This window comes from Mycolicibacterium sp. P4_G11 (assembly GCF_056555145.1).
Window position 1 is genome coordinate 366,222 of sequence record NZ_JBFUJW010000005.1, and the last position, 19,815, is coordinate 386,036.

Annotated in this window: 23 protein-coding genes; 13 read left to right on the plus strand and 10 right to left on the minus strand. The window is 68.7% G+C overall.

The window, feature by feature from the left end; all coding sequences use genetic code 11:
* Positions 1-58: 58 nt before the first annotated feature.
* Both mshD and AC1U2B_RS13070 read right to left on the minus strand, forming a co-directional pair.
* The gene (gene mshD / locus AC1U2B_RS13065) at positions 59-949 is read right to left on the minus strand and encodes a mycothiol synthase (RefSeq protein WP_480217118.1); all 891 of its coding nucleotides are present in this window, start codon (positions 947-949) and stop codon (positions 59-61) included.
* Complete coding sequence (locus AC1U2B_RS13070) at positions 946-1,722, minus strand: winged helix-turn-helix transcriptional regulator (RefSeq protein ID WP_043390405.1); 777 nt, start codon at positions 1,720-1,722, stop codon at positions 946-948. Before AC1U2B_RS13070 ends, mshD begins: the two co-directional genes overlap by 4 nt.
* 208 nt (positions 1,723-1,930) lie before the next feature.
* Here AC1U2B_RS13070 and lmeA point away from each other — a divergent pair, with 208 nt between their 5' ends.
* The 7 genes from lmeA (at position 1,931) to AC1U2B_RS13105 (ending at position 5,949) form a co-directional block, all read left to right on the plus strand.
* Complete coding sequence (gene lmeA, locus AC1U2B_RS13075; RefSeq protein WP_260933622.1) at positions 1,931-2,728, plus strand: mannan chain length control protein LmeA; 798 nt, start codon at positions 1,931-1,933, stop codon at positions 2,726-2,728.
* Positions 2,725-3,150 (plus strand): thioredoxin family protein, encoded by a 426-nt coding sequence (locus tag AC1U2B_RS13080; RefSeq protein WP_480217119.1) that lies wholly within the window; start codon positions 2,725-2,727, stop codon positions 3,148-3,150. The genes lmeA and AC1U2B_RS13080 overlap by 4 nt, the downstream gene beginning before the upstream one ends.
* Before the next feature lie 29 nt (positions 3,151-3,179).
* Positions 3,180-3,272 carry an Ms5788A family Cys-rich leader peptide gene (locus tag AC1U2B_RS13085; RefSeq protein ID WP_366663813.1) on the plus strand — a complete coding sequence of 31 codons (93 nt, stop codon included), beginning with the start codon at positions 3,180-3,182 and terminating at the stop codon, positions 3,270-3,272.
* Between the two features lie 101 nt (positions 3,273-3,373).
* The gene (locus AC1U2B_RS13090) at positions 3,374-3,841 is read left to right on the plus strand and encodes a DUF4395 domain-containing protein (protein ID WP_480217120.1); all 468 of its coding nucleotides are present in this window, start codon (positions 3,374-3,376) and stop codon (positions 3,839-3,841) included.
* Between the two features lie 38 nt (positions 3,842-3,879).
* Entirely contained in the window at positions 3,880-4,716 is an 837-nt protein-coding gene (locus AC1U2B_RS13095; protein ID WP_043390397.1) for a sulfurtransferase, read from the plus strand.
* A gap of 1 nt (position 4,717) precedes the next feature.
* Complete coding sequence (locus AC1U2B_RS13100; protein WP_020098804.1) at positions 4,718-5,020, plus strand: DUF1416 domain-containing protein; 303 nt, start codon at positions 4,718-4,720, stop codon at positions 5,018-5,020.
* Positions 5,021-5,307: 287 nt separating this feature from the next.
* A complete protein-coding gene (locus AC1U2B_RS13105) occupies positions 5,308-5,949 on the plus strand; it encodes a heme-binding beta-barrel domain-containing protein (protein WP_260937930.1) in 642 nt (213 codons plus the stop codon).
* 268 nt (positions 5,950-6,217) lie between these two features.
* Here the strand turns inward: AC1U2B_RS13105 and AC1U2B_RS13110 are convergent, their stop codons facing one another.
* Positions 6,218-7,021, minus strand: a complete 804-nt coding sequence (locus AC1U2B_RS13110; RefSeq protein WP_480217121.1) for an aminodeoxychorismate lyase — start codon at positions 7,019-7,021, stop codon at positions 6,218-6,220.
* Between the two features lie 42 nt (positions 7,022-7,063).
* On the opposite strand from AC1U2B_RS13110, the gene ygfZ reads away from it, so the two are divergent.
* Positions 7,064-8,128 (plus strand): CAF17-like 4Fe-4S cluster assembly/insertion protein YgfZ, encoded by a 1,065-nt coding sequence (gene ygfZ, locus AC1U2B_RS13115; protein WP_480217122.1) that lies wholly within the window; start codon positions 7,064-7,066, stop codon positions 8,126-8,128.
* Positions 8,129-8,306: 178 nt separating this feature from the next.
* Complete coding sequence (locus AC1U2B_RS13120) at positions 8,307-8,519, plus strand: DUF3073 domain-containing protein (RefSeq protein WP_133762387.1); 213 nt, start codon at positions 8,307-8,309, stop codon at positions 8,517-8,519.
* Between the two features lie 60 nt (positions 8,520-8,579).
* On the opposite strand, the gene purM is transcribed toward AC1U2B_RS13120, so the two are convergent.
* Complete coding sequence (gene purM, locus AC1U2B_RS13125; protein ID WP_043390389.1) at positions 8,580-9,662, minus strand: phosphoribosylformylglycinamidine cyclo-ligase; 1,083 nt, start codon at positions 9,660-9,662, stop codon at positions 8,580-8,582.
* A gap of 63 nt (positions 9,663-9,725) precedes the next feature.
* Entirely contained in the window at positions 9,726-11,258 is a 1,533-nt protein-coding gene (gene purF, locus AC1U2B_RS13130; protein WP_043390895.1) for an amidophosphoribosyltransferase, read from the minus strand.
* 216 nt (positions 11,259-11,474) lie between these two features.
* Between purF and AC1U2B_RS13135 the strand changes: the two genes are divergently transcribed.
* Positions 11,475-12,818, plus strand: coding sequence for a DoxX family protein (locus AC1U2B_RS13135; protein ID WP_480217123.1), 1,344 nt, complete (start codon positions 11,475-11,477; stop codon positions 12,816-12,818).
* On the opposite strand, the gene AC1U2B_RS13140 is transcribed toward AC1U2B_RS13135, so the two are convergent.
* The 3 genes from AC1U2B_RS13140 to AC1U2B_RS13150 form a co-directional block, all read right to left on the minus strand.
* Positions 12,811-13,191, minus strand: coding sequence for a sterol carrier family protein (locus AC1U2B_RS13140; protein ID WP_071287790.1), 381 nt, complete (start codon positions 13,189-13,191; stop codon positions 12,811-12,813). The two genes, AC1U2B_RS13135 and AC1U2B_RS13140, sit on opposite strands and share 8 nt — an antisense overlap.
* Before the next feature lie 61 nt (positions 13,192-13,252).
* The gene (gene purL / locus AC1U2B_RS13145) at positions 13,253-15,541 is read right to left on the minus strand and encodes a phosphoribosylformylglycinamidine synthase subunit PurL (RefSeq protein WP_480217124.1); all 2,289 of its coding nucleotides are present in this window, start codon (positions 15,539-15,541) and stop codon (positions 13,253-13,255) included.
* Positions 15,542-15,593: 52 nt separating this feature from the next.
* On the minus strand, positions 15,594-16,016 hold the full coding sequence (locus AC1U2B_RS13150) for a DoxX family protein (protein WP_071287789.1): 423 nt from the start codon (positions 16,014-16,016) through the stop codon (positions 15,594-15,596).
* A gap of 133 nt (positions 16,017-16,149) precedes the next feature.
* On the opposite strand from AC1U2B_RS13150, the gene AC1U2B_RS13155 reads away from it, so the two are divergent.
* A complete protein-coding gene (locus tag AC1U2B_RS13155) occupies positions 16,150-16,323 on the plus strand; it encodes a hypothetical protein (RefSeq protein ID WP_480217125.1) in 174 nt (57 codons plus the stop codon).
* Positions 16,324-16,327: 4 nt separating this feature from the next.
* Here AC1U2B_RS13155 and AC1U2B_RS13160 read toward each other — a convergent pair whose 3' ends face one another.
* Complete coding sequence (locus AC1U2B_RS13160; protein ID WP_043390381.1) at positions 16,328-16,681, minus strand: VOC family protein; 354 nt, start codon at positions 16,679-16,681, stop codon at positions 16,328-16,330.
* A 15-nt stretch (positions 16,682-16,696) separates the two neighbouring features.
* Entirely contained in the window at positions 16,697-17,956 is a 1,260-nt protein-coding gene (locus AC1U2B_RS13165; protein WP_480217126.1) for a M18 family aminopeptidase, read from the minus strand.
* Positions 17,957-18,007: 51 nt separating this feature from the next.
* Here AC1U2B_RS13165 and AC1U2B_RS13170 point away from each other — a divergent pair, with 51 nt between their 5' ends.
* A complete protein-coding gene (locus AC1U2B_RS13170; protein ID WP_480217127.1) occupies positions 18,008-19,018 on the plus strand; it encodes a Dyp-type peroxidase in 1,011 nt (336 codons plus the stop codon).
* Positions 19,015-19,812, plus strand: a complete 798-nt coding sequence (locus AC1U2B_RS13175) for a family 1 encapsulin nanocompartment shell protein (RefSeq protein ID WP_043390374.1) — start codon at positions 19,015-19,017, stop codon at positions 19,810-19,812. Before AC1U2B_RS13170 ends, AC1U2B_RS13175 begins: the two co-directional genes overlap by 4 nt.
* The last annotated feature ends 3 nt before the right edge of the window (positions 19,813-19,815 follow it).

Sequence of the window (19,815 nt, forward strand, 5' to 3'; positions counted from 1 at the left end):
TGATGCGGAATGAACACGGGGTGAACACGGTCAGCGACTTTTCAGCCAACTCGCTGTTTCAGCTAACGGTCGGCGCTCCGGCGTACGCGACATCGGCGCTGTACAGCTCGAACCCGAGACGTTGATACGTCTTCACCGCCGCAGTGTTGTCTGCCTCGACATACAGCAGTACTGTCCCGTCGGTTCCCAAGCGGTCGGCCAGATAGTGCAGCCCGGCCAGCGTCAGCAACGCACCGAGCCCGCGGCCCTGCGCGTCGGGACCGACCCCGACGACGTACACCTCGCCGAGCCCGGAACCTGGGTGAATCTTCGTCCAGTGGAAGCCGAGCAACCGTTCCCCGGCGAGATCCCCGGCGTCATAGGCCAGGAACAACCCCGCCGGGTCGAACCACGACTCACCCCGGCGCTCGTCCACGTCAGCCTGCGTCCAACCGCCCTGCTCGGGGTGCCAGTGGAACGCGGCGTTGTTGACGCGCAGCAGCTCGGTGTCGACCACGGGACCCGGATAGGTGGTCAGCCGTACCCCGGGCGCATCGGACAGCGGCGGCAGCGCCGACAACGAGCGGCGCATCTGCCAGAGTTCTCGCACCGCCGTCAGGCCGAGTGCCGAGGCGGTGGCGCGCGCAGCATCGAGGTTGCCGTGCGCCCAGATTCGGGTGTCCGGGCCACCGGCGGCCAAACCCGTGCGGATCAGGTCGCTGCCGATCCCGCGGCGCCGCGCCGGGACGGAGACGACGGCCTCGGCCATGTCCGGCGCAAGGTTCAGATAGCCGACCAACTCACCGGAGTCATGGGCCAGCAGATGCCGGGTGCGGTCCAACGGCAGCTCCCGCAGCACCTGGTCCCCCACCGGGGCCACCCCGTCTGCGGCAGTCGCGGCCCCGACGAGTGCGCGGATCGCCGCCTGATGGTCAGCACTCAGCGCGGTGTGCCAGGTCAGTTCCGTCACTGGGCGGGCAGGGTCTGGCGAGCGTCAGGCCCGGTTTCGACGTCGTCGGCGTCGTCCTCGTCTTCGACGTCGTCGACCGCCTCGGCGGCACCATTGGTGCGGCCGCGTGCGGGCCGGACGGCCTTGTAGCCGACGTTGCGGACGGTGCCGATCAGCGACTCGTAGTCGGGGCCGAGCTTGGCGCGCAGGCGCCGCACGTGCACGTCGACAGTGCGGGTGCCGCCGAAGAAGTCGTAGCCCCACACCTCCTGGAGGAGCTGGGCGCGGGTGAACACCCGGCCGGCGTGCTGGGCCAGGTACTTCAGCAGCTCGAATTCCTTGTAGGTCAGGTCGAGGGGCTTGCCACGCAGCCGGGCTGTGTAGGTGCCCTCGTCGATGACCAGCTCACCGAGGGTGATCTTGCCGGCGCTCTGCTGGTCGGCGACGCCGTTGCGGCGTCCCACCAGCAGTCGCAGCCGGGCGTCGATCTCGGCGGGCCCGGTGCCGGGCAGCAGGATTTCGTCGATACCCCACTCGATGTTGACGGCCACCAGACCGCCTTCGTTGACCACCGCCACGACGGGTACGGACGCGCCGGTGCTACCCAGCAGACGACAGAGTCCGCGGGCGGCCGCGAGATCGGTGCGCGCGTCGACGATCGCCACGTCGGCGTTGCCGGCTTCCAGCAACGACGACACCTCGGTGGGTGCCGGCCGCACGTTGTGCGGCAACAGCGCCAGCGCCGGAAGTACCGACTCCGGGTGCGGGTCGACGGTCAATAGCAGAAGATCCAACGGGTCCTCCAGTGCGTCCGGAGCCGCACTGGACCGTTCCCGGCGACGACGCTGTCGCGGTTCGATCCAGCTTGACTCCGGAGAATCATGGCTGACACATGGCCGTTACCGGCCAAGATCACCTAACGATAGCTTGCCACCTGCGATTTAGCGGCTTGGAACGGCCGGTCGCGGCACCGCGTGGCTGGGCGTACGCCAGAATGTCCGGATGCGCAAGGTGATGACTCGGCTGCTGATCCCGGTGGCCGTGCTGATCCTCGTGGTCGTCGGCACCGATTTCGGGTTCGCGATCTTCGCCGAATACCGGATGGCCCGCAGCGTCCGGACCGCGGCGCACCTGCACTTCGATCCGTGGGTCGCGATCCTCGGGTTCCCGTTCGGACCGCAGGCCGCGCGCGGCGAGTACGACGAGGTGGAGATCAAGGCGGGCAGCGTCTCGCATCCCGTCGCCGGCAAGGTGTCGCTGGAAGCCACCATGTACGACATGGTCTCGTCGCCGAAGTCCTGGCTGATCGGACCCGACGCCAAGCTCTCGGCGTCCAAGCTGGAGAGCCGCATCATCATCGACTCCACCCACGTCGGCCGCTTCATGGGTATCAAGGATCTACTGGTGGAGGCCCCGCCGAACGAGACCGACGATGCGACCGGCGGCACCACTGAGTCCGGCATCTCCGACAGTCACGGGCTGGTGTTCACCGGCACCCCGACCGCCGCGGGCCTCGACAAGCGCGTCAGCGTCGCGGTGGATCTGTCGATCACCGGCGCCGACCACACCAACCTGGTGTTCACGGCCACCGAGGTGCTCACCGGCCCGGGTACCGCCGAGCGGCAGGTGCCCGACGACAAGAAGGCTGCGGTGTTCCGCGCCTTCTCCACCACGATGCCGGGGATGAAGCTGCCGTTCGGGCTGGCCCCGACCAGCGAGGGCGCCCGCGGCTCCGACGTCATCATCGAAGGCATCACAACGGGAGTAACCGTGCCCCTGGATGGGTTCAGACAGTCATGAACTCCACCGTTCTGGTGCTGACGGTCCTGGTCGCCGCCCTCGGGATCGCGTACATCGTCGGCCGGCTGCTCACCGGGCGTGCCGGTTTGATGAAGGAAGTCCCACCGGCCGAACCGTACGCCGAAAACGACAACTCCGATCTCGGCCTGTCCACCACCGGCCCGACCGTCGTGCATTTCAGCGCAACGTGGTGCGGACCGTGCGCGGCCGTCCGCCGCGTCGTCGACCAGGTGTGCGGCGAGCTCGGGGTCGCGCACGTCGAGATCGACCTGGACGCCAATCCTGTTGCGGCCCGACGACTGTCGGTGCTCTCACTGCCGACGACGTTCATCTTCGACGCCTCGGGGCAGCAGCGGTACCGCACCGCGGGGGTCCCGAAATCCGCTGACCTGCGGGATGCCCTGCTACCGCTGTTGGCTTGAGCACCCCGTCGTTGGGTAAGCTGTCTGCCGTGTTGTCCCCCCGCGAGCTCCTGCTCACCAAGCGTCGCGCAGTTGATCTGTGCCGCGTTGCGGGTTGTTGCTGTTGTTGTTGTAGCTGCTGAGAGTCGCGCCGTCGTTTCGTGTTGCGCTCCGAGGAGCTTTCCGCGGCGGGCCGCGAATCACTCTGCGGCCGCCTCCGTTTACCAACAACAGGAGCTTTCCCATGTCAGACAATTCCATCGAAACCCCGCAGGTCGACGTGCGTGGACCCCGCTTCGCAGCCTGGGTCACCACCGGCGTGCTGATCGCTGCGCTGCTGGTCTCGGCCGCGAGCCCGATCGCCGCAGCCGTGATTCTCGGCATTCAGGCCGTGATGTTCGCGATCGGCGCGATCGGCGGGCCGCGCAAGCACCCGTACGGCCGCATCTTCGCCACCTTCATCGCGCCGCGGCTGGCGCCGGTGACCGAGAAGGAACCGGTCGCGCCGCTGAAGTTCGCCCAGCTCGTCGGGCTGCTGTTCGCCATCGCCGGTACCGTCGGCTTCGCGACGGGCATCACCGCCCTCGGCCTGGGTGCCACCGCCTTCGCGCTGATCGCCGCGTTCCTCAACGCCGCCTTCGGCATCTGCCTGGGCTGCCAGATCTACCCCCTGGTGGCGCGACTGCGCCGCACGGCGATCCCCGCCACCTGACCCGCTAGAGCTCAAAAGCAACCGAAAGGAATTCGTACATGGCACGTTCCGACGTCCTGGTCTCGACCGAATGGGCCGAGAACAACCTCGACACCGCCGGCGTGGTGTTCGTCGAGGTCGACGAGAACACCAGCGCCTACGACGACGAGGGGCACATCCCCGGCGCCGTCAAGCTGGACTGGCGCGATGATCTGCAGGACTCGGTCAAGCGTGACTTCGTCGACCAGCAGCAGTTCTCGAAGCTGTTGTCCGACAAGGGCATCAGCAACGACGACACCGTCGTCCTGTACGGCGGCAACAACAACTGGTTCGCGGCCTACGCCTACTGGTACTTCAAGCTGTACGGCCATGGCGACGTCAAGCTGCTCGACGGCGGCCGCAAGCGCTGGGAGCTCGACGACCGGCCACTGGTCAAGGACGCGACCGTCCGCGCTGCCACGTCGTACGAGGCCAAGCCGATCGACAACAGCATCCGCGCGTTCCGCGACGAGGTGATCGACGCGATCAACACCAAGAACCTGGTCGACGTGCGTTCCCCCGACGAGTTCTCCGGCAAGATTCTGGCTCCGGCTCACCTCCCGCAGGAGCAGAGCCAGCGCCCCGGCCACGTGCCGAGCGCCATCAACGTGCCGTGGAGCCGGGCCGCCAACGACGACGGCACCTTCAAGTCCGACGAGGAGCTGGCCAAGATCTACGCCGACGCCGGCCTCGACGGCGAGAAGGAGACCATCGCGTACTGCCGCATCGGTGAGCGTTCGTCGCACACCTGGTTCGTGCTGCAGGAATTGCTCGGCCACCGGAATGTAAAGAACTACGACGGCAGTTGGACCGAATACGGCTCCCTGGTGGGTGCCCCGATCGAGTTGGGAAACTGATATGTGCTCTGCACCCAAGCAAGGCCTGACGCTGCCGGCCAGCGTTGATCTGGAGAAGGAAACCGTCATCACCGGCCGCGTCGTCGACGGCTCGGGCCAGCCGGTCGGTGGCGCGTTCGTGCGGCTGCTGGACAGCACCGACGAGTTCACCGCCGAGGTCGTCGCGTCGGCCACCGGTGACTTCCGGTTCTTCGCCGCCCCCGGCACCTGGACGCTGCGTGCACTTTCCAAGGTCGGCAACGGCGACGCCGTGGTGGCCCCGACCGGTGCCGGTATCCACGAGGTCGACGTCAAGGTCGCGTAACTCCTTTTGCCGCGAGCGGCCGTGTTTGTACCCGGACACTCCCTGTCCGGACGTACAGATGCGGCCGCTCGTCGCATTTGAGGGACCGGTGCGGCGCACGTCACACCGGCATCGCGAGTAATCTGTCTCCCCGTGGTGCTTTTCTTCGAGATCCTGCTGGTCGTGGCCTCGCTGGCCATCACCTGGTTTGCGCTCTACGCGCTGTACCGACTGATCACCGACGAGTTGTGACGTCCGCCCCGGACCCTGAAAACGGCCCGGGCGATCCGAGCTCCGAGCTCGGCGCACTGGCCAGTTCCGGCGACCGCGCCATCGCCGCGGCAGCCGATCGCGCCAAGGCCACGGCCGCGCGCAACGTGCCCGGGTTCGACGACCTGCCGCTGCCCGCCGATACCGCCAACCTGCGCGAAGGCGCGCACTTCAACGACGCCCTGCTGGCCCTGCTGCCGCTGGTCGGCGTCTGGCGCGGCGAGGGCGAAGGCCGCGATGCCGCAGGCGACTACCGGTTCGGCCAGCAGATCATCGTGTCGCACAACGGCAACGACTACCTCAACTGGGATGCCCGCTCGTGGCGGCTCGACGAGAACGGCGAGTACGCCGGTCCGGGTCTGCGCGAGACCGGCTACTGGCGATTCGTCAACGACCCGACCGATCCGCATGGACAGGACGAGTCGCAGGCCATCGAGCTGCTGCTGGCGCATTCGGCCGGCTACGTCGAGCTGTTCTACGGTGGCCCGCTGAACCAGTCCTCCTGGGAACTGGCGACCGATGCCCTGGCCCGCAGCAAGTCGGGCGTTCTGGTCGGCGGCGCGAAGCGGCTCTACGGGATCATCGAGAACGGCGACCTGGCCTACGTCGAGGAGCGCGTGGACGCCGACGGCGGCCTGACCCCGCATCTCTCCGCGCGCCTGGCACGTTTCGTCGGCTGACCCTCCGGCGGCGCAGCCAGTTCACAGCTGACCCCGGACATGAGGCGACCCCCGAGCCAAGGTTCCTGGTTGGACAAGACCGGGAGGCTCGGGGGCCGGGTGGCTGCGGGATTTCGCGAGTGCGCTCGGACGAAATACCCGGCGCTACTAGCGGGCAGCCACCTCACATGTCCTCAAAGTTTCAATCAATTTGTCGGACCACCTCCTTCCCTGTGTACGTGCGACCGTACTCCCAGGTCCGAGCCCCGACAACCGATTTTTCTCGGGCTCAGAACTGCCCGTCGATCAGCTCGGCGACCACCGACTCGAAGGGCGATACCGCCAGCGCGCGCCCGTCCAGGGTATGGACGCGGGCTGCCAGCGTGATCGCCGACAGTAGCCAAACACCTTGTGCGGCAAGCAAATCCGACACCTCTATCCGCCGGTACACACACTCGACACCCCGCGCCTCGGCGGCCGCGAACAGCGCGCGCTGCGTCGTCGACGGCAGGATCGACGACGCGTCCGGCGTCACCAGAACCGGCTCGCCGCCGGAGCCGGAGACCGCCAGCACGACGGCGGACCGCGGCCCTTCGAGCACCGCGCCCGTCGCATCGACGAACACCGCGTCGCCCGCGCCGGCCAGTTCGGCATGCCGCAGCGCGGCCACATTCGCCGCATAGGACAGCGATTTCGCAGCAGCCAGCGGCCAGTACGGCCGCACCAGCGTCACCGCCGCCACGCCCTCCCGGCGGGCCGCCGCCACGCGATCCGGCACCGCGGAGATCATCACGAAGGCCACCACGCCGTCGACACCGCGTCCGAGCACCAGCCGTAGCACCGCGTCCCCTTCGGGCCACTGACCGACCGCGGCCGACGCGGCCGCCCGCCACCGGACGGCATCGGGACACGGCAGGCCTGCCAGCGCGGCCGACGCCGTCAGCCGCGCCAGATGCTCGTCGAGCAGGAAGACGACGCCGCCACGCACCAACGCCGTTTCGAAGACGCCGTCACCGCGGGAGAACACCGGATCGTCGACGCGAACCGAGGCCCGGCAGTCCTCGACCGGGACGACGAGCGGCGGCGGGGTCATGGGCAAAAGGCTAGTCGGGGCCGCACTCACTAGGCTCGAAGGATGAGCGCTGTTCCTGCCCCCGAATCCGGACCCGACGCCGGCGCCGTCTGGCACTACGGCGACCCACTCGGGGAGCAGCGCAGTGCAGCCGTCGACGCCATCATTGTGGACCGCGGCCACCGCGCGACCATCGAACTCACCGGCCCCGAACGACAGACTTGGCTGCACACCATCTCCAGCCAGCACGTCAGCGCCCTGCCGGAGGGGTCCGTCGCGCAGAACCTCAGCCTGGACCTGCAGGGCCGCGTCGAGGACCACTGGTTGCAGACCGAACTCGGCGGCGTCACCACGCTCGACACCGAGTCATGGCGCGGGCAGCCGCTCGCCGACTTCCTGCGCAAGATGGTGTTCTGGTCCAAGGTCGAGGTGAACCCCGCCGACCTCGCGGTGCTGTCGCTGCTCGGGCCCGCCGTCAACGCACTCGACCTGCCGACCCCGGACGCCGAGTGGGCCGCGGCCCCGCTGCCCGACGGCGGTTTCGTACGCCGTGTCGGGCCGCAGGAGATCGATCTGGTGGTGCCGCGGGCCGATGCCCCGGCATGGCGGCAACGGCTGCTGGACGCGGGCGTCCGGCCCGCCGGGCTGTGGGCCTACGAAGCTCTTCGGGTGGCGGCGCTGCGGCCGCGGCTGGGTGTCGACACCGATGAGCGGACCATCCCGCAGGAGGTCGGCTGGATCGGCGGGCCGGGCGTCGGCGCCGTGCATCTCGACAAGGGCTGCTACCGCGGCCAGGAGACCGTCGCGCGGGTGCACAATCTGGGCAAGCCGCCCCGCATGCTGGTCCTGCTGCACCTGGACGGCGGCGACGACCGCCCCGCGACGGGTGATCCGGTGCTCGCCGGCGGCCGGACGATCGGCCGCCTGGGCACCGTCGCGGACCATGTCGATCTCGGCCCGATCGCGCTGGCGCTGCTCAAGCGTGGCGTGCCCGCGGACACCGAACTGACCACGGGCGGCGAGTCCGAGGTGCCCGCCGCGATCGACGCGGATTCGCTGCCGGACGCGGACCAGACCGCCGGTGCGGGCCGGGCCGCGGTGGACCGGCTACGCGGCGGCGCCCGCTAGGGGCCACCGCGTCCGGACAGGCCTGAGCGCTGCACTGATTCGCCTCCGACGCCCGGGGAGGGTGGCCTGCCAGCATGAGACCGCCGGGCACGGTAAGCTAGCGGCAGGACAATAAACACACTCAGATCGGAGCCGCCTGCACATCGGGCCGCTCCGTTATTGCGCGAGGGGGTCCCCCATGGGCCGCGGCCGGGCAAAGGCAAAGCAGACCAAGGTTGCTCGAGACCTAAAGTACAGCTCACCGCAGACCGATTTCGGTCGGTTGCAACGGGAGCTGTCGAACGACACCGTTGGTTACAGCACCAGTGCCATCGATAACGACCTGGACGACGACTCGGGCGACGAGCCCGCCGGTCGCTGGGCCGTACCCGAAGACGACTGGCGTCACTAGACCCCACGTGCGGCCCTGAGATCAGGGCCGCAGGCCCAGCCCCGCGCATGACTCGTCTGGTCAGAAGCGCGGGTGCTGGCCCACCAACTCGGCGCGAACGCTGCTCTTGCCACCCTTGTTCACGGTGCCCAGAGTCCAGCAGTCCAGGTGCCGGGCAGTCAGAATCGCCAGTGCGCGGTCGGTGTCCTCCGGCGCGACGACGGCGACCATGCCGACTCCCATGTTGAACGTCTTCTCCATTTCGGCACGCTCCACGCGGCCGCGCTGAGCGATCATCTGGAACACCGGTGCCGGCGTCCAGGTGCCGCGGTCCAACTCTGCGGTCAGGCCGTGCGGGATGACGCGTTCCAGGTTGCCTGCCAGCCCACCACCGGTGACGTGGCAGAAGGTGCTCACCTTGGTCTCGGCGGCCAGCGCCAGGCAGTCCTTGGCGTAGATCCTCGTCGGCTCCAGCAGCTCCTCGCCGAGCGTGCGGCCGAACTCCTCGACATGCGCGGTCAGGTTCATCCGGTCGATGTCGAGCAGGACCTTGCGCGCCAGCGAGTAGCCGTTGGAGTGCAGGCCGGTCGCGGCCATGGCGATGATCACGTCACCCGGCTTGACCCGCTCGGGGCCCAGCAGATCGTCGGCCTCGACGACACCGACGCCGGTGGCGGAGATGTCGTAGTGGTCCGGCTCCATCAGGCCCGGGTGCTCGGCGGTCTCGCCGCCCAGCAGGGCACAGCCGGCCTGCACACAGCCCTCGGCGATGCCCGAGACGATCTCGGCCACCCGCTCGGGCACGGTGCGGCCCACGGCGATGTAGTCCTGCAGGAACAGCGGCTCGGCGCCGCACACCACGAGGTCGTCGACGACCATCGCGACGAGGTCGATGCCGACGGTGTCGTGTTTGTCCATGGCCTGGGCCACGGCGAGTTTGGTGCCCACACCGTCGGTCGACGAGGCCAACAGTGGCTCGCGGTACCCGGCTTTCAGGCCGAACAGCCCGGCAAAACCTCCGAGGCCGCCCCGGACCTCGGGCCGGGTGGCCTTCTTGGCGTAGGGCTTGAACAATTCGACGGCGCGATCGCCTGCCTCGATGTCAACCCCCGCCGAAGCGTAGGAGGCGCCAATCGATTCAGCTCGCTCATCCTGGCTAGTCATCGGCCCCAAGGCTACCGGTCGCACCCTTGCCGATGCACGTCGCGCCCGGGTGACGGCCGCTGGTCAGGGACGACGCAGGGCTGAGGCGTTGTCGTTGTCGACGGTCAGCGGCAGTCCGGTGCGGGCTGCGGACGCCAGCATGTGCTCGACGACGTTCTTGCCGAGGGCAGCTTCACCGGGCAGTTCGATCGGGTAGTCGCCGTCGAAGCAGGCGCTGCACAGCCGGGTGGCGGGCTGTTCGGTGGCGGCGATCATGCCCTGCTTGGAGATGTAGCCCAGGGAGTCGGCGCCGATCGCGTGCCGGACGGCCTCGAGCATCTCGGCTTCGCTCGCCTCGGTGCTCTTGGCGTTGGCGATCAGCTCGGCCGGGGTGGCGAAGTCGATGCCGTAGAAGCACGGCCACTTCACCGGCGGCGATGCGATGCGCACGTGCACCTCGACGGCGCCGGCCTCGCGCAGCATGCGGACCAGGGCGCGCTGGGTGTTGCCGCGGACGATCGAGTCGTCGACGACGATCAGCCGCTTGCCGCGGATGACTTCCTTCAGCGGGTTGAGCTTGAGCCGGATACCGAGCTGGCGGATGGTCTGCGACGGCTGGATGAAGGTGCGCCCGACGTAGGCGTTCTTCATCAGGCCCTGACCGAACGGGATGCCCGAGCCCTGCGCGTAGCCGACAGCCGCGGGTACGCCGGATTCCGGGACCCCGATGACCAGGTCGGCGTCGACGGGCTTCTCCTGGGACAGCCGGCGGCCGATCTCGACGCGTGCCGCGTGGACCGAGCGGCCGGCGATGGTGCTGTCCGGGCGGGCCAGGTAGACGTACTCGAAGACGCAGCTCTTGGGCTCGGGGTTGGCGAACCGGGTGGAGCGCACGCCGTCGGCGTCGATGGCCAGCAGTTCACCGGGCTCGATGTCCCGGACGAACGAGGCGCCGACGATGTCCAGCGCGGCGGTCTCGGAGGCGACGACCCAGCCGCGGTCCAGCCGGCCGAGGGACAGCGGACGCACGCCGTGCGGGTCGCGTGCGGCGTACAGCGTGTTCTCGTCCATGAAGGTCAGGCAGAACGCACCCCGGACCGTGGGCAGCAGTTCCAGCGCGGACTGTTCCAGGGTCGAGTCGGCGGCGCCGTGGGCCAGCAGGGCGCCCAGGATGTCGGAGTCGGTGGTGGCGGCGACGTGGCCACGCGAGTTGATCAGCCCGGCTGCGCGGGCCCGGGTGGCCAGTTCGGCGGTGTTGACCAGGTTGCCGTTGTGGCCCAGCGCGACGCCGGTGCCGGCAGCGGTGTTGCGGAACACCGGCTGCGCGTTCTCCCACGTGGTGGAGCCGGTGGTCGAATAGCGACAGTGCCCGACGGCGACGTGGCCGTGCATGGCGGCCAGCGTCTGCTCGTCGAAGACCTGGCTGACCAGACCGAGGTCCTTGAACACCAGGATTTGAGATCCGTCAGCGACGGCGATGCCTGCCGCTTCCTGCCCTCTGTGCTGCAGCGCATAAAGGCCGTAGTACGTGAGCTTTGCCACATCCTCGCCAGGGGCCCAGACCCCGAATACGCCGCATTCCTCGCGTGGCTCGTTCTCGGTCTGTTCGGTCACAATAGGGCTGCTCCCAGGGAGGCGGTTGGTGACACGTATGAGTCTACGGTCCAGCCGGCCGGTAAACGGAATCGAATTGCCGGTCCGCCTTCGCGTCCCGCTCCACCGACGCACCGGCCGGGCTCAACTCCGGCTCGGCTGCCGCGCCGCGGCGGGCTTCGCGCATGGCCGTCAGCCGTCCTATCAGCCCACTTCAGTCCGGCTGTTTATATGGATTTCATGGCCAGTCAATTTTCCGGGAACACCGGTACCGCGCTTGTAGATTCGGTCGCCGCGGAGCCGACCCGGCCATGGTCCACAGTGACGAAGATCGCATTCAGGTTTTGTTTTCTGTACTTCGGCCTGTTCTGTGTGGTGTTCGCGCAGATCCTCTTCGCCTTCTTCGGGATCGTGGGCGAGTGGCTGCCGAAGCTTGCCGTCATGTGGCAGATGGCCGTGCTGGGTCCGCCGCTGAAATGGGTCGGCCGCGAGGTCTTCGGTGTCGAGGCGGTCCTGCACCAGGACTCCGGCAGCGGCGATCAGGCTGTGGTCTGGGTGCTGATGTTCTGCCTCCTGCTCGTCGCGGTCGTCGGGACCGCGGTGTGGACCCTGGTCGACCGACAGCGGCCCGACTACGCGCGGCTGTCGGCGTGGTTCCTGACGTTCCTGCGGTTGTGCGTCGCCGGGCAGATGTTGTTCTACGGGTTCGCCAAACTGGTGCCCACGCAGATGCCGACGCCGCCGCCGAGCGCGTTGCTGCGGTCCTACGGGGATTTGAGCCCGGCGTCGGTGCTGTGGCTGCAGGTGGGCAGCTCCCATCCGTACGAGATGGTGCTCGGCGCCGTCGAGGTGCTGGCCGGGTTGCTGATGTTCCTGCCGCGCACCGCGACCCTGGGGACGCTGCTCGGGCTGGCCAGCATGGCTCAGGTGTTCCTGTTGAACATGACCTTCGATGTGCCGGTCAAGATCCTGTCCGGGCATCTGCTGCTGATGAGCCTGGTGTTGCTGGCCCCGCAGCTGGGCCGGCTGACGAACATGTTTGTCCTGCAACGCCCGTCCGAGCCGGTGAGCCAGCCCGCGCTGTTCAGCTCCGAGCGGGCCAATCGGCGAGCCGCCACCGCGCAGGCCGTACTGGGTCTGTGGGTGATGGTCGGCTGCATCGTCGGCAGCTGGCAGGCGTGGCACGCCTACGGCGGCGGCAAGGCCAAGCCTGAGCTGTACGGCATCTGGTCGGTCCGGGAGTTCAGTGTGGACGGCAAGCCGGTGCCGCCCCTGGCGACCGATCAGACCCGTTGGCAACGCCTGGTTTTCGAAAAGGACGGCGCACTGACGTACCAGCGGATGAACGGCGAGCTGGTGGACGCCGCCGCCACCGTCAGTTCCGACACCATCAAGGCGACGGAACCCGGCGGTGCCACGCTGGCCGATCTGAAGGTGTCACGCCCGTCGGTCCACCAGCTGAGGCTGAGCGGCACGTTGCAGGGCCGGCCCGTGCTGATCGACCTGGATCAGGTTGACCTCGACCAATTCACCCTGCGCAACCGGGGTTTTCACTGGGTCCAGGAGTACCCGTTCTTCAAGTGAGCGCCACCAGCGGCAACCAGTCGGCGATCTCCGCGGCCCTCGATCCGGACATCTGCAAGCCGGCGGCGTCGGCCACAGTGCACAGTCCGGTGGCCAGCAGCAACCAGGTGCGCGGGTCGGTCTCGACCACGTTGGGCGGGTTGCCGCGGGTGTGACTGAGCCCCGAAATGCACTGCACCGCAACGAAAGGCGGTACCCGCACCTCGACGCTGGCGCCGGGTGCGACGGCCGCCAGAGTGCGCGCCGTCAACCGGACTGCGTCGGCGATCGCGGCCCGCGGGGGCGCTTCGGTTTGCTCGTCGCGCAGCCAGTCGGCGACCAGCAACACCGCTGCCCGGGTCTTGGCCGGGTCGGGCGCCTTACGCCCGGTCATGGTTCAGCCTCGGTGATTTGTGCACGTTTTTCCGCGCCGAGCGCGGATTTTCGTGCACAGATCACTCGTGGGAGAACAGGGCGGGCAGCACGCTCTCGGAGGTGCGCCGCAGCTCGTCCAGCGTGATGCTGAACTGGCCCTGCACCTCGACCGAGTCGCTGCCCGGGTCCACCACACCGATGCGGACGGCCGGCAGCTCGCGGGCCTCGCACATGGCCAGGAAGCGGCTCTCCTCGGTGCGCGGCACCGCGACCAGCACGCGGCCGGCCGACTCGGAGAACAGCTGCACGAACGCATCCGAGTTCTCGGGAAGCAGGACCCGGCAACCGGTTTCGCCCGCCAGGGCAGCCTCGACGACGGCCTGGATCAGCCCGCCCTCGGACAGGTCGTGCGCGGCCGAGATCAGGCCGTCGCGCGAACCTGCGGTCAGCACCTCGGACAGCAGCTGCTCGCGCGCCAGGTCCACCTTGGGCGGCACGCCACCGAGGTGGTCGCCGGTGACCTGGGCCCAGACGGAGCCGTCGAACTCGTCGTGGGTGTCGCCCAGCAGGATCAGCGTCTCGCCCGGCTCCAGGCCGATGCCGGTCGGGATGCGGCGGTGCACGTCGTCGATGACGCCGAGCACGCCCACCACCGGGGTCGGCAGGATCGCGGTGGAGCCGGTCTGGTTGTAGAAGCTGACGTTGCCGCCGGTGACCGGAATGCCAAGCGCCGCACAGCCGTCCGCGAGGCCGCGCACGGCCTGCGAGAACTGCCACATGACGCCCGGGTCCTCCGGCGAACCGAAGTTGAGGCAGTTGGTGACGGCGACCGGGGTGGCGCCGGTGACGGCGACGTTGCGGAAGGCCTCGGCCAGCGCCAGCTGCGCGCCGGTGTACGGGTCCAGCTGGGTGTAGCGGCCCGACGCGTCGGTCGACACCGCGATACCGCGGCCGGTGGCCTCGTCGATGCGCAGCACGCCGCCATCGGCGTGCTCGGCCAGCACGGTGTTGCCGCGCACGTAGCGGTCGTACTGCTCGGTGATGAACGCCCGGCTGCACAGGTGCGGGCTGCCGATGAGCTGCAGCAGGGTGGCGCGCAGCTCGTCACCGGTCTTCGGCCGGGTCAGCTTGGCGGAGGTGTCCGCGATCAGCGCGTCCTGGGTGTCGGGACGCTGGACGGGCCGGTTGTACACCGGGCCCTCGTGCGCGACGGTGCGCGGCGGCACGTCGACGACGGTCTCGCCGTGCCAGCTGATCTTCAGCCGGTCCCCGTCGGTGACCTCACCGATGACGGTGGCCAGCACGTCCCACTTGCGGCAGACGGCCATGAACGCGTCGACGTTCTCCGGGGTCACGACCGCGCACATGCGCTCCTGCGACTCGCTGGAGAGCACCTCGGCGGGGGTCATGCCCGTCGCGCGCAGCGGCACCTGGTCCAGATCGATGTGCATGCCGCCGTCACCAGCGGACGCCAGTTCCGAAGTGGCGCAGGACAATCCAGCGCCACCGAGGTCCTGGATGCCGACCACGAGGTGTGCGGCGTACAGCTCGAGGCAGCACTCGATGAGCACCTTCTCGGTGAACGGGTCGCCCACCTGAACGCTCGGCAGCTTCTTGCGGCCGGCGCCGGACTCGTCGCCGGAGAAGGTGTCCGAGGCCAGCACCGACACACCGCCGATGCCGTCCAGACCCGTGCGGGCACCGAACAGGATGATCTTGTTGCCGGTACCGGAGGCGAAGGCCAGGTGCAGGTCCTCGACGCGCAGCGCGCCGACGCACAGGGCGTTCACCAGCGGGTTGCCCGCGTAGGACGGGTCGAAGATGGTCTCGCCGCCGATGTTCGGCAGGCCGAGCGAGTTGCCGTAGCCACCGACGCCGCGGACGACGCCGTCGAGCACGCGGCGGGTGTCGGGTGCGTCGGCCGCGCCGAAGCGCAGCTGGTCCATCACCGCGACCGGGCGGGCGCCCATGGCCATGATGTCGCGGACGATGCCGCCGACGCCCGTGGCCGCGCCCTGGTAGGGCTCGACGTACGACGGGTGGTTGTGCGACTCGACCTTGAAGGTGACGGCCCAGCCGTCGCCGATGTCGACGACGCCCGCGTTCTCGCCGATACCGGCCAGCATGCCGGCCCGCATCTCGTCGGTGGTGGTCTCGCCGAAGTAGCGCAGATGCACCTTCGAGGACTTGTAGGAGCAGTGCTCACTCCACATCACCGAGTACATCGCCAGCTCGGCGTCGGTGGGCCGACGGCCGAGGATCTCGCGGATGCGCTGGTACTCGTCATCCTTGAGACCGAGCTCGCGATACGGCTGCGGCTGATCGGGCGTGGTAGTCGCGTTATTGACGGTATCGACCGAGGACGTCACGCCGATGAGTCTATCGTTGCCGATCGCGCCCGGCCGCCACGGCGAATGCCGGCTACTCGGTCCCGCCGATCAACACCTTGAGCAATGCGGGACGCCGCAGAATGAGCGCGCCCCAGATCAGCAGGCCGAAGGCCACCGCGAAGACCACCGGGAACCAGGCCTGCTCGTGCAGATCGATGGTCACCGCACCGCCGAGATAGGCCGTCAGCCCGACCGCGCCCAGCACTGCCGTGCGGGGGATCGCCCACGCGATGACGCAGGCCAGCAGCACCCATCCGATGAGGTACGTCTGATAGGGCGGGAAGCCGAGTCCCTCGGTCGCGGTGCGCGCGAACTCCACCCCGAGAATCTTCGGGATGGCATCGGCCAGCAGGAACAGCAGGAGGAAGGCGCTCAGCGCAAGGCCGACCTTCTCCGGTGTGGTGCGGCCGGCGAACGCGGACCGTGATTTCGATACATCCTTGGCGCCGGTCATGGCGGACTCCGTTCTCGATCGAGGTTTCAAGACTATGACCGTCGCGGGCGCCGAGACTCATCGCGACCGCACTCACAGCCGGCAGCTAAGAAGCACAAACGTAGCCCTTACCCACCGGATTTAGCGTGGCCGAATGAGACTCCAACTGGGTATCAACCGAGCCACGATCGCGGTGTTTGCCGTGGTCGCGGCCTTGGTGTGTATCTGTGCCGGCGCGATCGTCGTCGCGTCCAAGGCGTGGCATGCCGCGTCTGAGCCGTATGTGTCGACCGGTGTCGAACTCGTCGACGACAGTCGAGGTCCGTAAGCCGTCAGGCCGCGCCGGCAATGCAGAAGGCGTTGCCCTCCGGGTCGGCCAGCACCACCCAGCGGGCCACCTCGCCGAACGCGTGCCGCTCGGTCTCGCTCGCGCCGGCAGCCTTGAGCCGCTCGATCTCGGGCTCGATGTCGCCCTCGAGATGGAAGTCCAGGTGCAGCCGGTTCTTGCCGGGCGTCGGATCGTCGACCTGCTGGAAGCCCAGGTTCGGGCCTTCGGCGAAGTTGACGACGAAGAACTCCCCCGGCATCAGGGTGTGCACCTTGCCGCCGAACTGCGCGGCCCACCAGTCGGCCAGGGCCTGCGCGTCGGTGCAGTCGAACGTGACCATCTCCACTTTGAGTGCCATGGTCGCGACTCTAGGTCAGGCCGGCGACAGGAACGCCTGCAGCGCCGCGGCATAGGCCGCGACGTCGTGAGCGCCCATCACCTCGCGCGCCGAGTGCATCGCCAGCTGCGCGGCGCCGACGTCGACCGTCGGGATGCCGGTACGCGCGGCGGTCATCGGGCCGATCGTGGATCCGCACGGCAGGTCGGCGCGGTGCTCGTACCGCTGCAGCGGCACCCCGGCCTGGGCACAGGCCAGGGCGAACGCCGCGGCAGTCCGGCCGTCGGTGGCGTACCGCAGGTTGGGCTGCACTTTGAGCACCGGACCGGCGTTGACCTCGATTAGGTGGCCCGGTTCGTGCCGCTCGGGGTAGTTGGGGTGGGTGGCGTGCGCCATGTCGCCGGAGGCCACCATCGACCCGGCCAGCCGGCGCAGCAGGTCTTCCCGCGTCCCGCCGGCGGCCAGCACGATGCGTTCCAGCACCGTCAGCAGCAGGTCGGACTGCGCGCCGTGATCGGACGTCGACCCGACCTCTTCGTGGTCGAACAGCGCGAGCACCGGAACGTATGCGGCAGCGGGAGCGGCCAGGAACGCCTCCAGCCCGGCGTAGCAGGTGCCCTGGTTGTCCAGCCGGGGTGCGCTGATGAGTTCGCTGTCGACACCGATGAGCCGCGACGGCGTCAGGTCGTGGGTCATCAGGTCGGCGGCCAGCACGTCCGCGCCCGCCACGCCCGCGCGCTCAGCGACATAGCCGACGAAGTCACGGCTGCCCGTCCCGACGCCCCACACCGCGTTGACGTGCCGCTGCGGATCGAGGCTGACGCCCTTACGGTCGTCGGACAGGTGGATGGCCAGCTGCGGCACCCGCAGGATCGGGTCGTCGATCCGGACCAGCACGTCCTCGACGGCGTTGCCGCGCCGCACCGAAAGCCGGCCGCTGATGCCGAGGTCGCGGTCCAGCCAGGAGTTCAGCCAGGCGCCGCCGTACGGCTCCAGCGCCACCACCTGCCAGCCGCTGACGAACCGGTCCGGGTGCTGCTTGACCCGCAGGTTGGGGCTGTCGGTGTGGCCGCCGACGATGCGGAACGGGTTCGGTGCGTCCGTCGTCTGCCACGCCACCAGGGAGCCGGCCCGCACCGTGAAGTAGTTGCCGGGAGAGGCGGGCCAGGCGTCGGTCTCGGCGAGTTCGGTGAAGCCGGCGGCGGTCAGACGCGCGGCCACCGTGGCGCACACGTGGAACGGCGAGGGCGACGCGTCGATGAACCCGCAGAGGCCCGCGGCAGTAGCTCCGGTCATGAGGCCATCATCACCCGGAAATCCGCGGCGCTTGCCGCTAGGGTCGAATTCGTGCGACCGCCTAGACCGCAACCGGTCACCAGCCCCCTGACGTCCGCAGCGATCTTCCTCATCGCCACCATCAACGAAGGCGCCGAATCCGCGGTCAACGACGCGCTCTCCGGACTGTCCGGTCTGGGCCGGGCCGTCGGATTTCGCACACCGGCAAGCGCTTTGGCCGTGGTGACGTCGATCGGCTCGGACGCCTGGGATCGCCTGTTCTCGGGGCCGCGCCCGGCCTGCCTGCATCGGTTCCCCGAATTGCAGGGCGCGCGGCACCACGCCCCGTCGACGCCGGGCGATCTGCTGTTCCATATCCGGGCCAATGCCATGGACGTGTGTTTCGAGATGGCCGGCCAGATTCTGAAGTCACTCGACGGCGCCGTCACGGTGGTCGACGAGGTGCACGGGTTCAAGTTCTACGAGAACCGCGACCTGCTCGGGTTCGTCGACGGCACAGAGAATCCCGACGGGCCGGACGCCGTGGCGGCTGTGCAGATCGGCGACGACGATCCCGAATTCGCCGGTGGCAGTTACGTTCACATTCAGAAGTACCTGCACGACATGTCGTCGTGGGACTCACTCAGTGTCGCCGAGCAGGAGCGGGTGATCGGGCGCAGCAAGCTCGACGACATCGAGATGGCCGACGACGTGAAACCCGCGAATTCCCATCTGGCACTTAACGTCATCACCGATGACGACGGCAACCAGTTGCAGATTCTGCGGGCCAACATGCCCTTCGGCCGGGTCGGCTCCGCCGAGTTCGGCACGTACTACATCGCCTATTCGGCCGATCCCGAGGTCACCGAGCGGATGCTACGGAACATGTTCATCGGCGACCCGCCGGGCAACACCGACCGCATCCTGGATTTCTCCACTGCCGTCACCGGCGCCCTGTTCTTCACGCCCACAACGGATTTCCTCGACTCTCCCCCGCCGCCACCGGCGACACCCGCCGCACCCGCAGTACCCGAGCACGTCAGCCCCTTGTCTATCGGCAGTCTGAAAGGTCAACCGCAATGAACAACCTGTACCGCGAACTGGCTCCCGTCACCTCCGCCGCCTGGGCGCAGATCGAGGAGGAAGCCGCGCGGACGTTCAAGCGGCACATCGCCGGTCGCCGCGTCGTCGACGTGAGCGGCCCGAACGGCCCGACGGCCGCTGCCGTCGGCACCGGCCATCTGGTGGATGTCGCATCGCCGGCCGAGGGCGTCCAGGCGCACCTCCGCGAGTCCCGGCCGCTGGTGCGGCTGCGGGTGCCGTTCACGGTGTCGCGCACGGCAATCGACGACGTCGAGCGGGGCGCGCAGGACTCCGACTGGGATCCGGTCAAGGAGGCCGCCAAGAAGCTGGCCTTCGCCGAGGACCGCGCGATCTTCGAGGGCTACGCGGACGCGCAGATCGAAGGCATCCGCGCCTCCGGTTCCAACCCGGCGCTGGCATTGCCGAGTGATCCGCGCGGCTACCCCGACGTGATCTCGCAGGCGTTGTCGGAGCTCCGGCTGGCCGGTGTGGACGGGCCGTACTCGGTGCTGCTGTCGGCGGAGGCCTACACCAAGGTCACCGAGACCACCGAGCACGGCTACCCGCTGCTGGAGCACCTGAACCGGCTGGTGGACGGCGAGATCATCTGGGCGCCCGCCATCGACGGCGCGTTCGTATTGTCCACGCGCGGCGGCGATTTCGATCTGCAATTGGGCACCGACGTGACCATCGGATACCTGTCCCACGATGCCGATTCGGTGCAGCTGTACCTGCAGGAGACGCTGACGTTCCTGTGCTACACCGCCGAGGCGTCGGTCGCGCTCGACAGCTGAGCT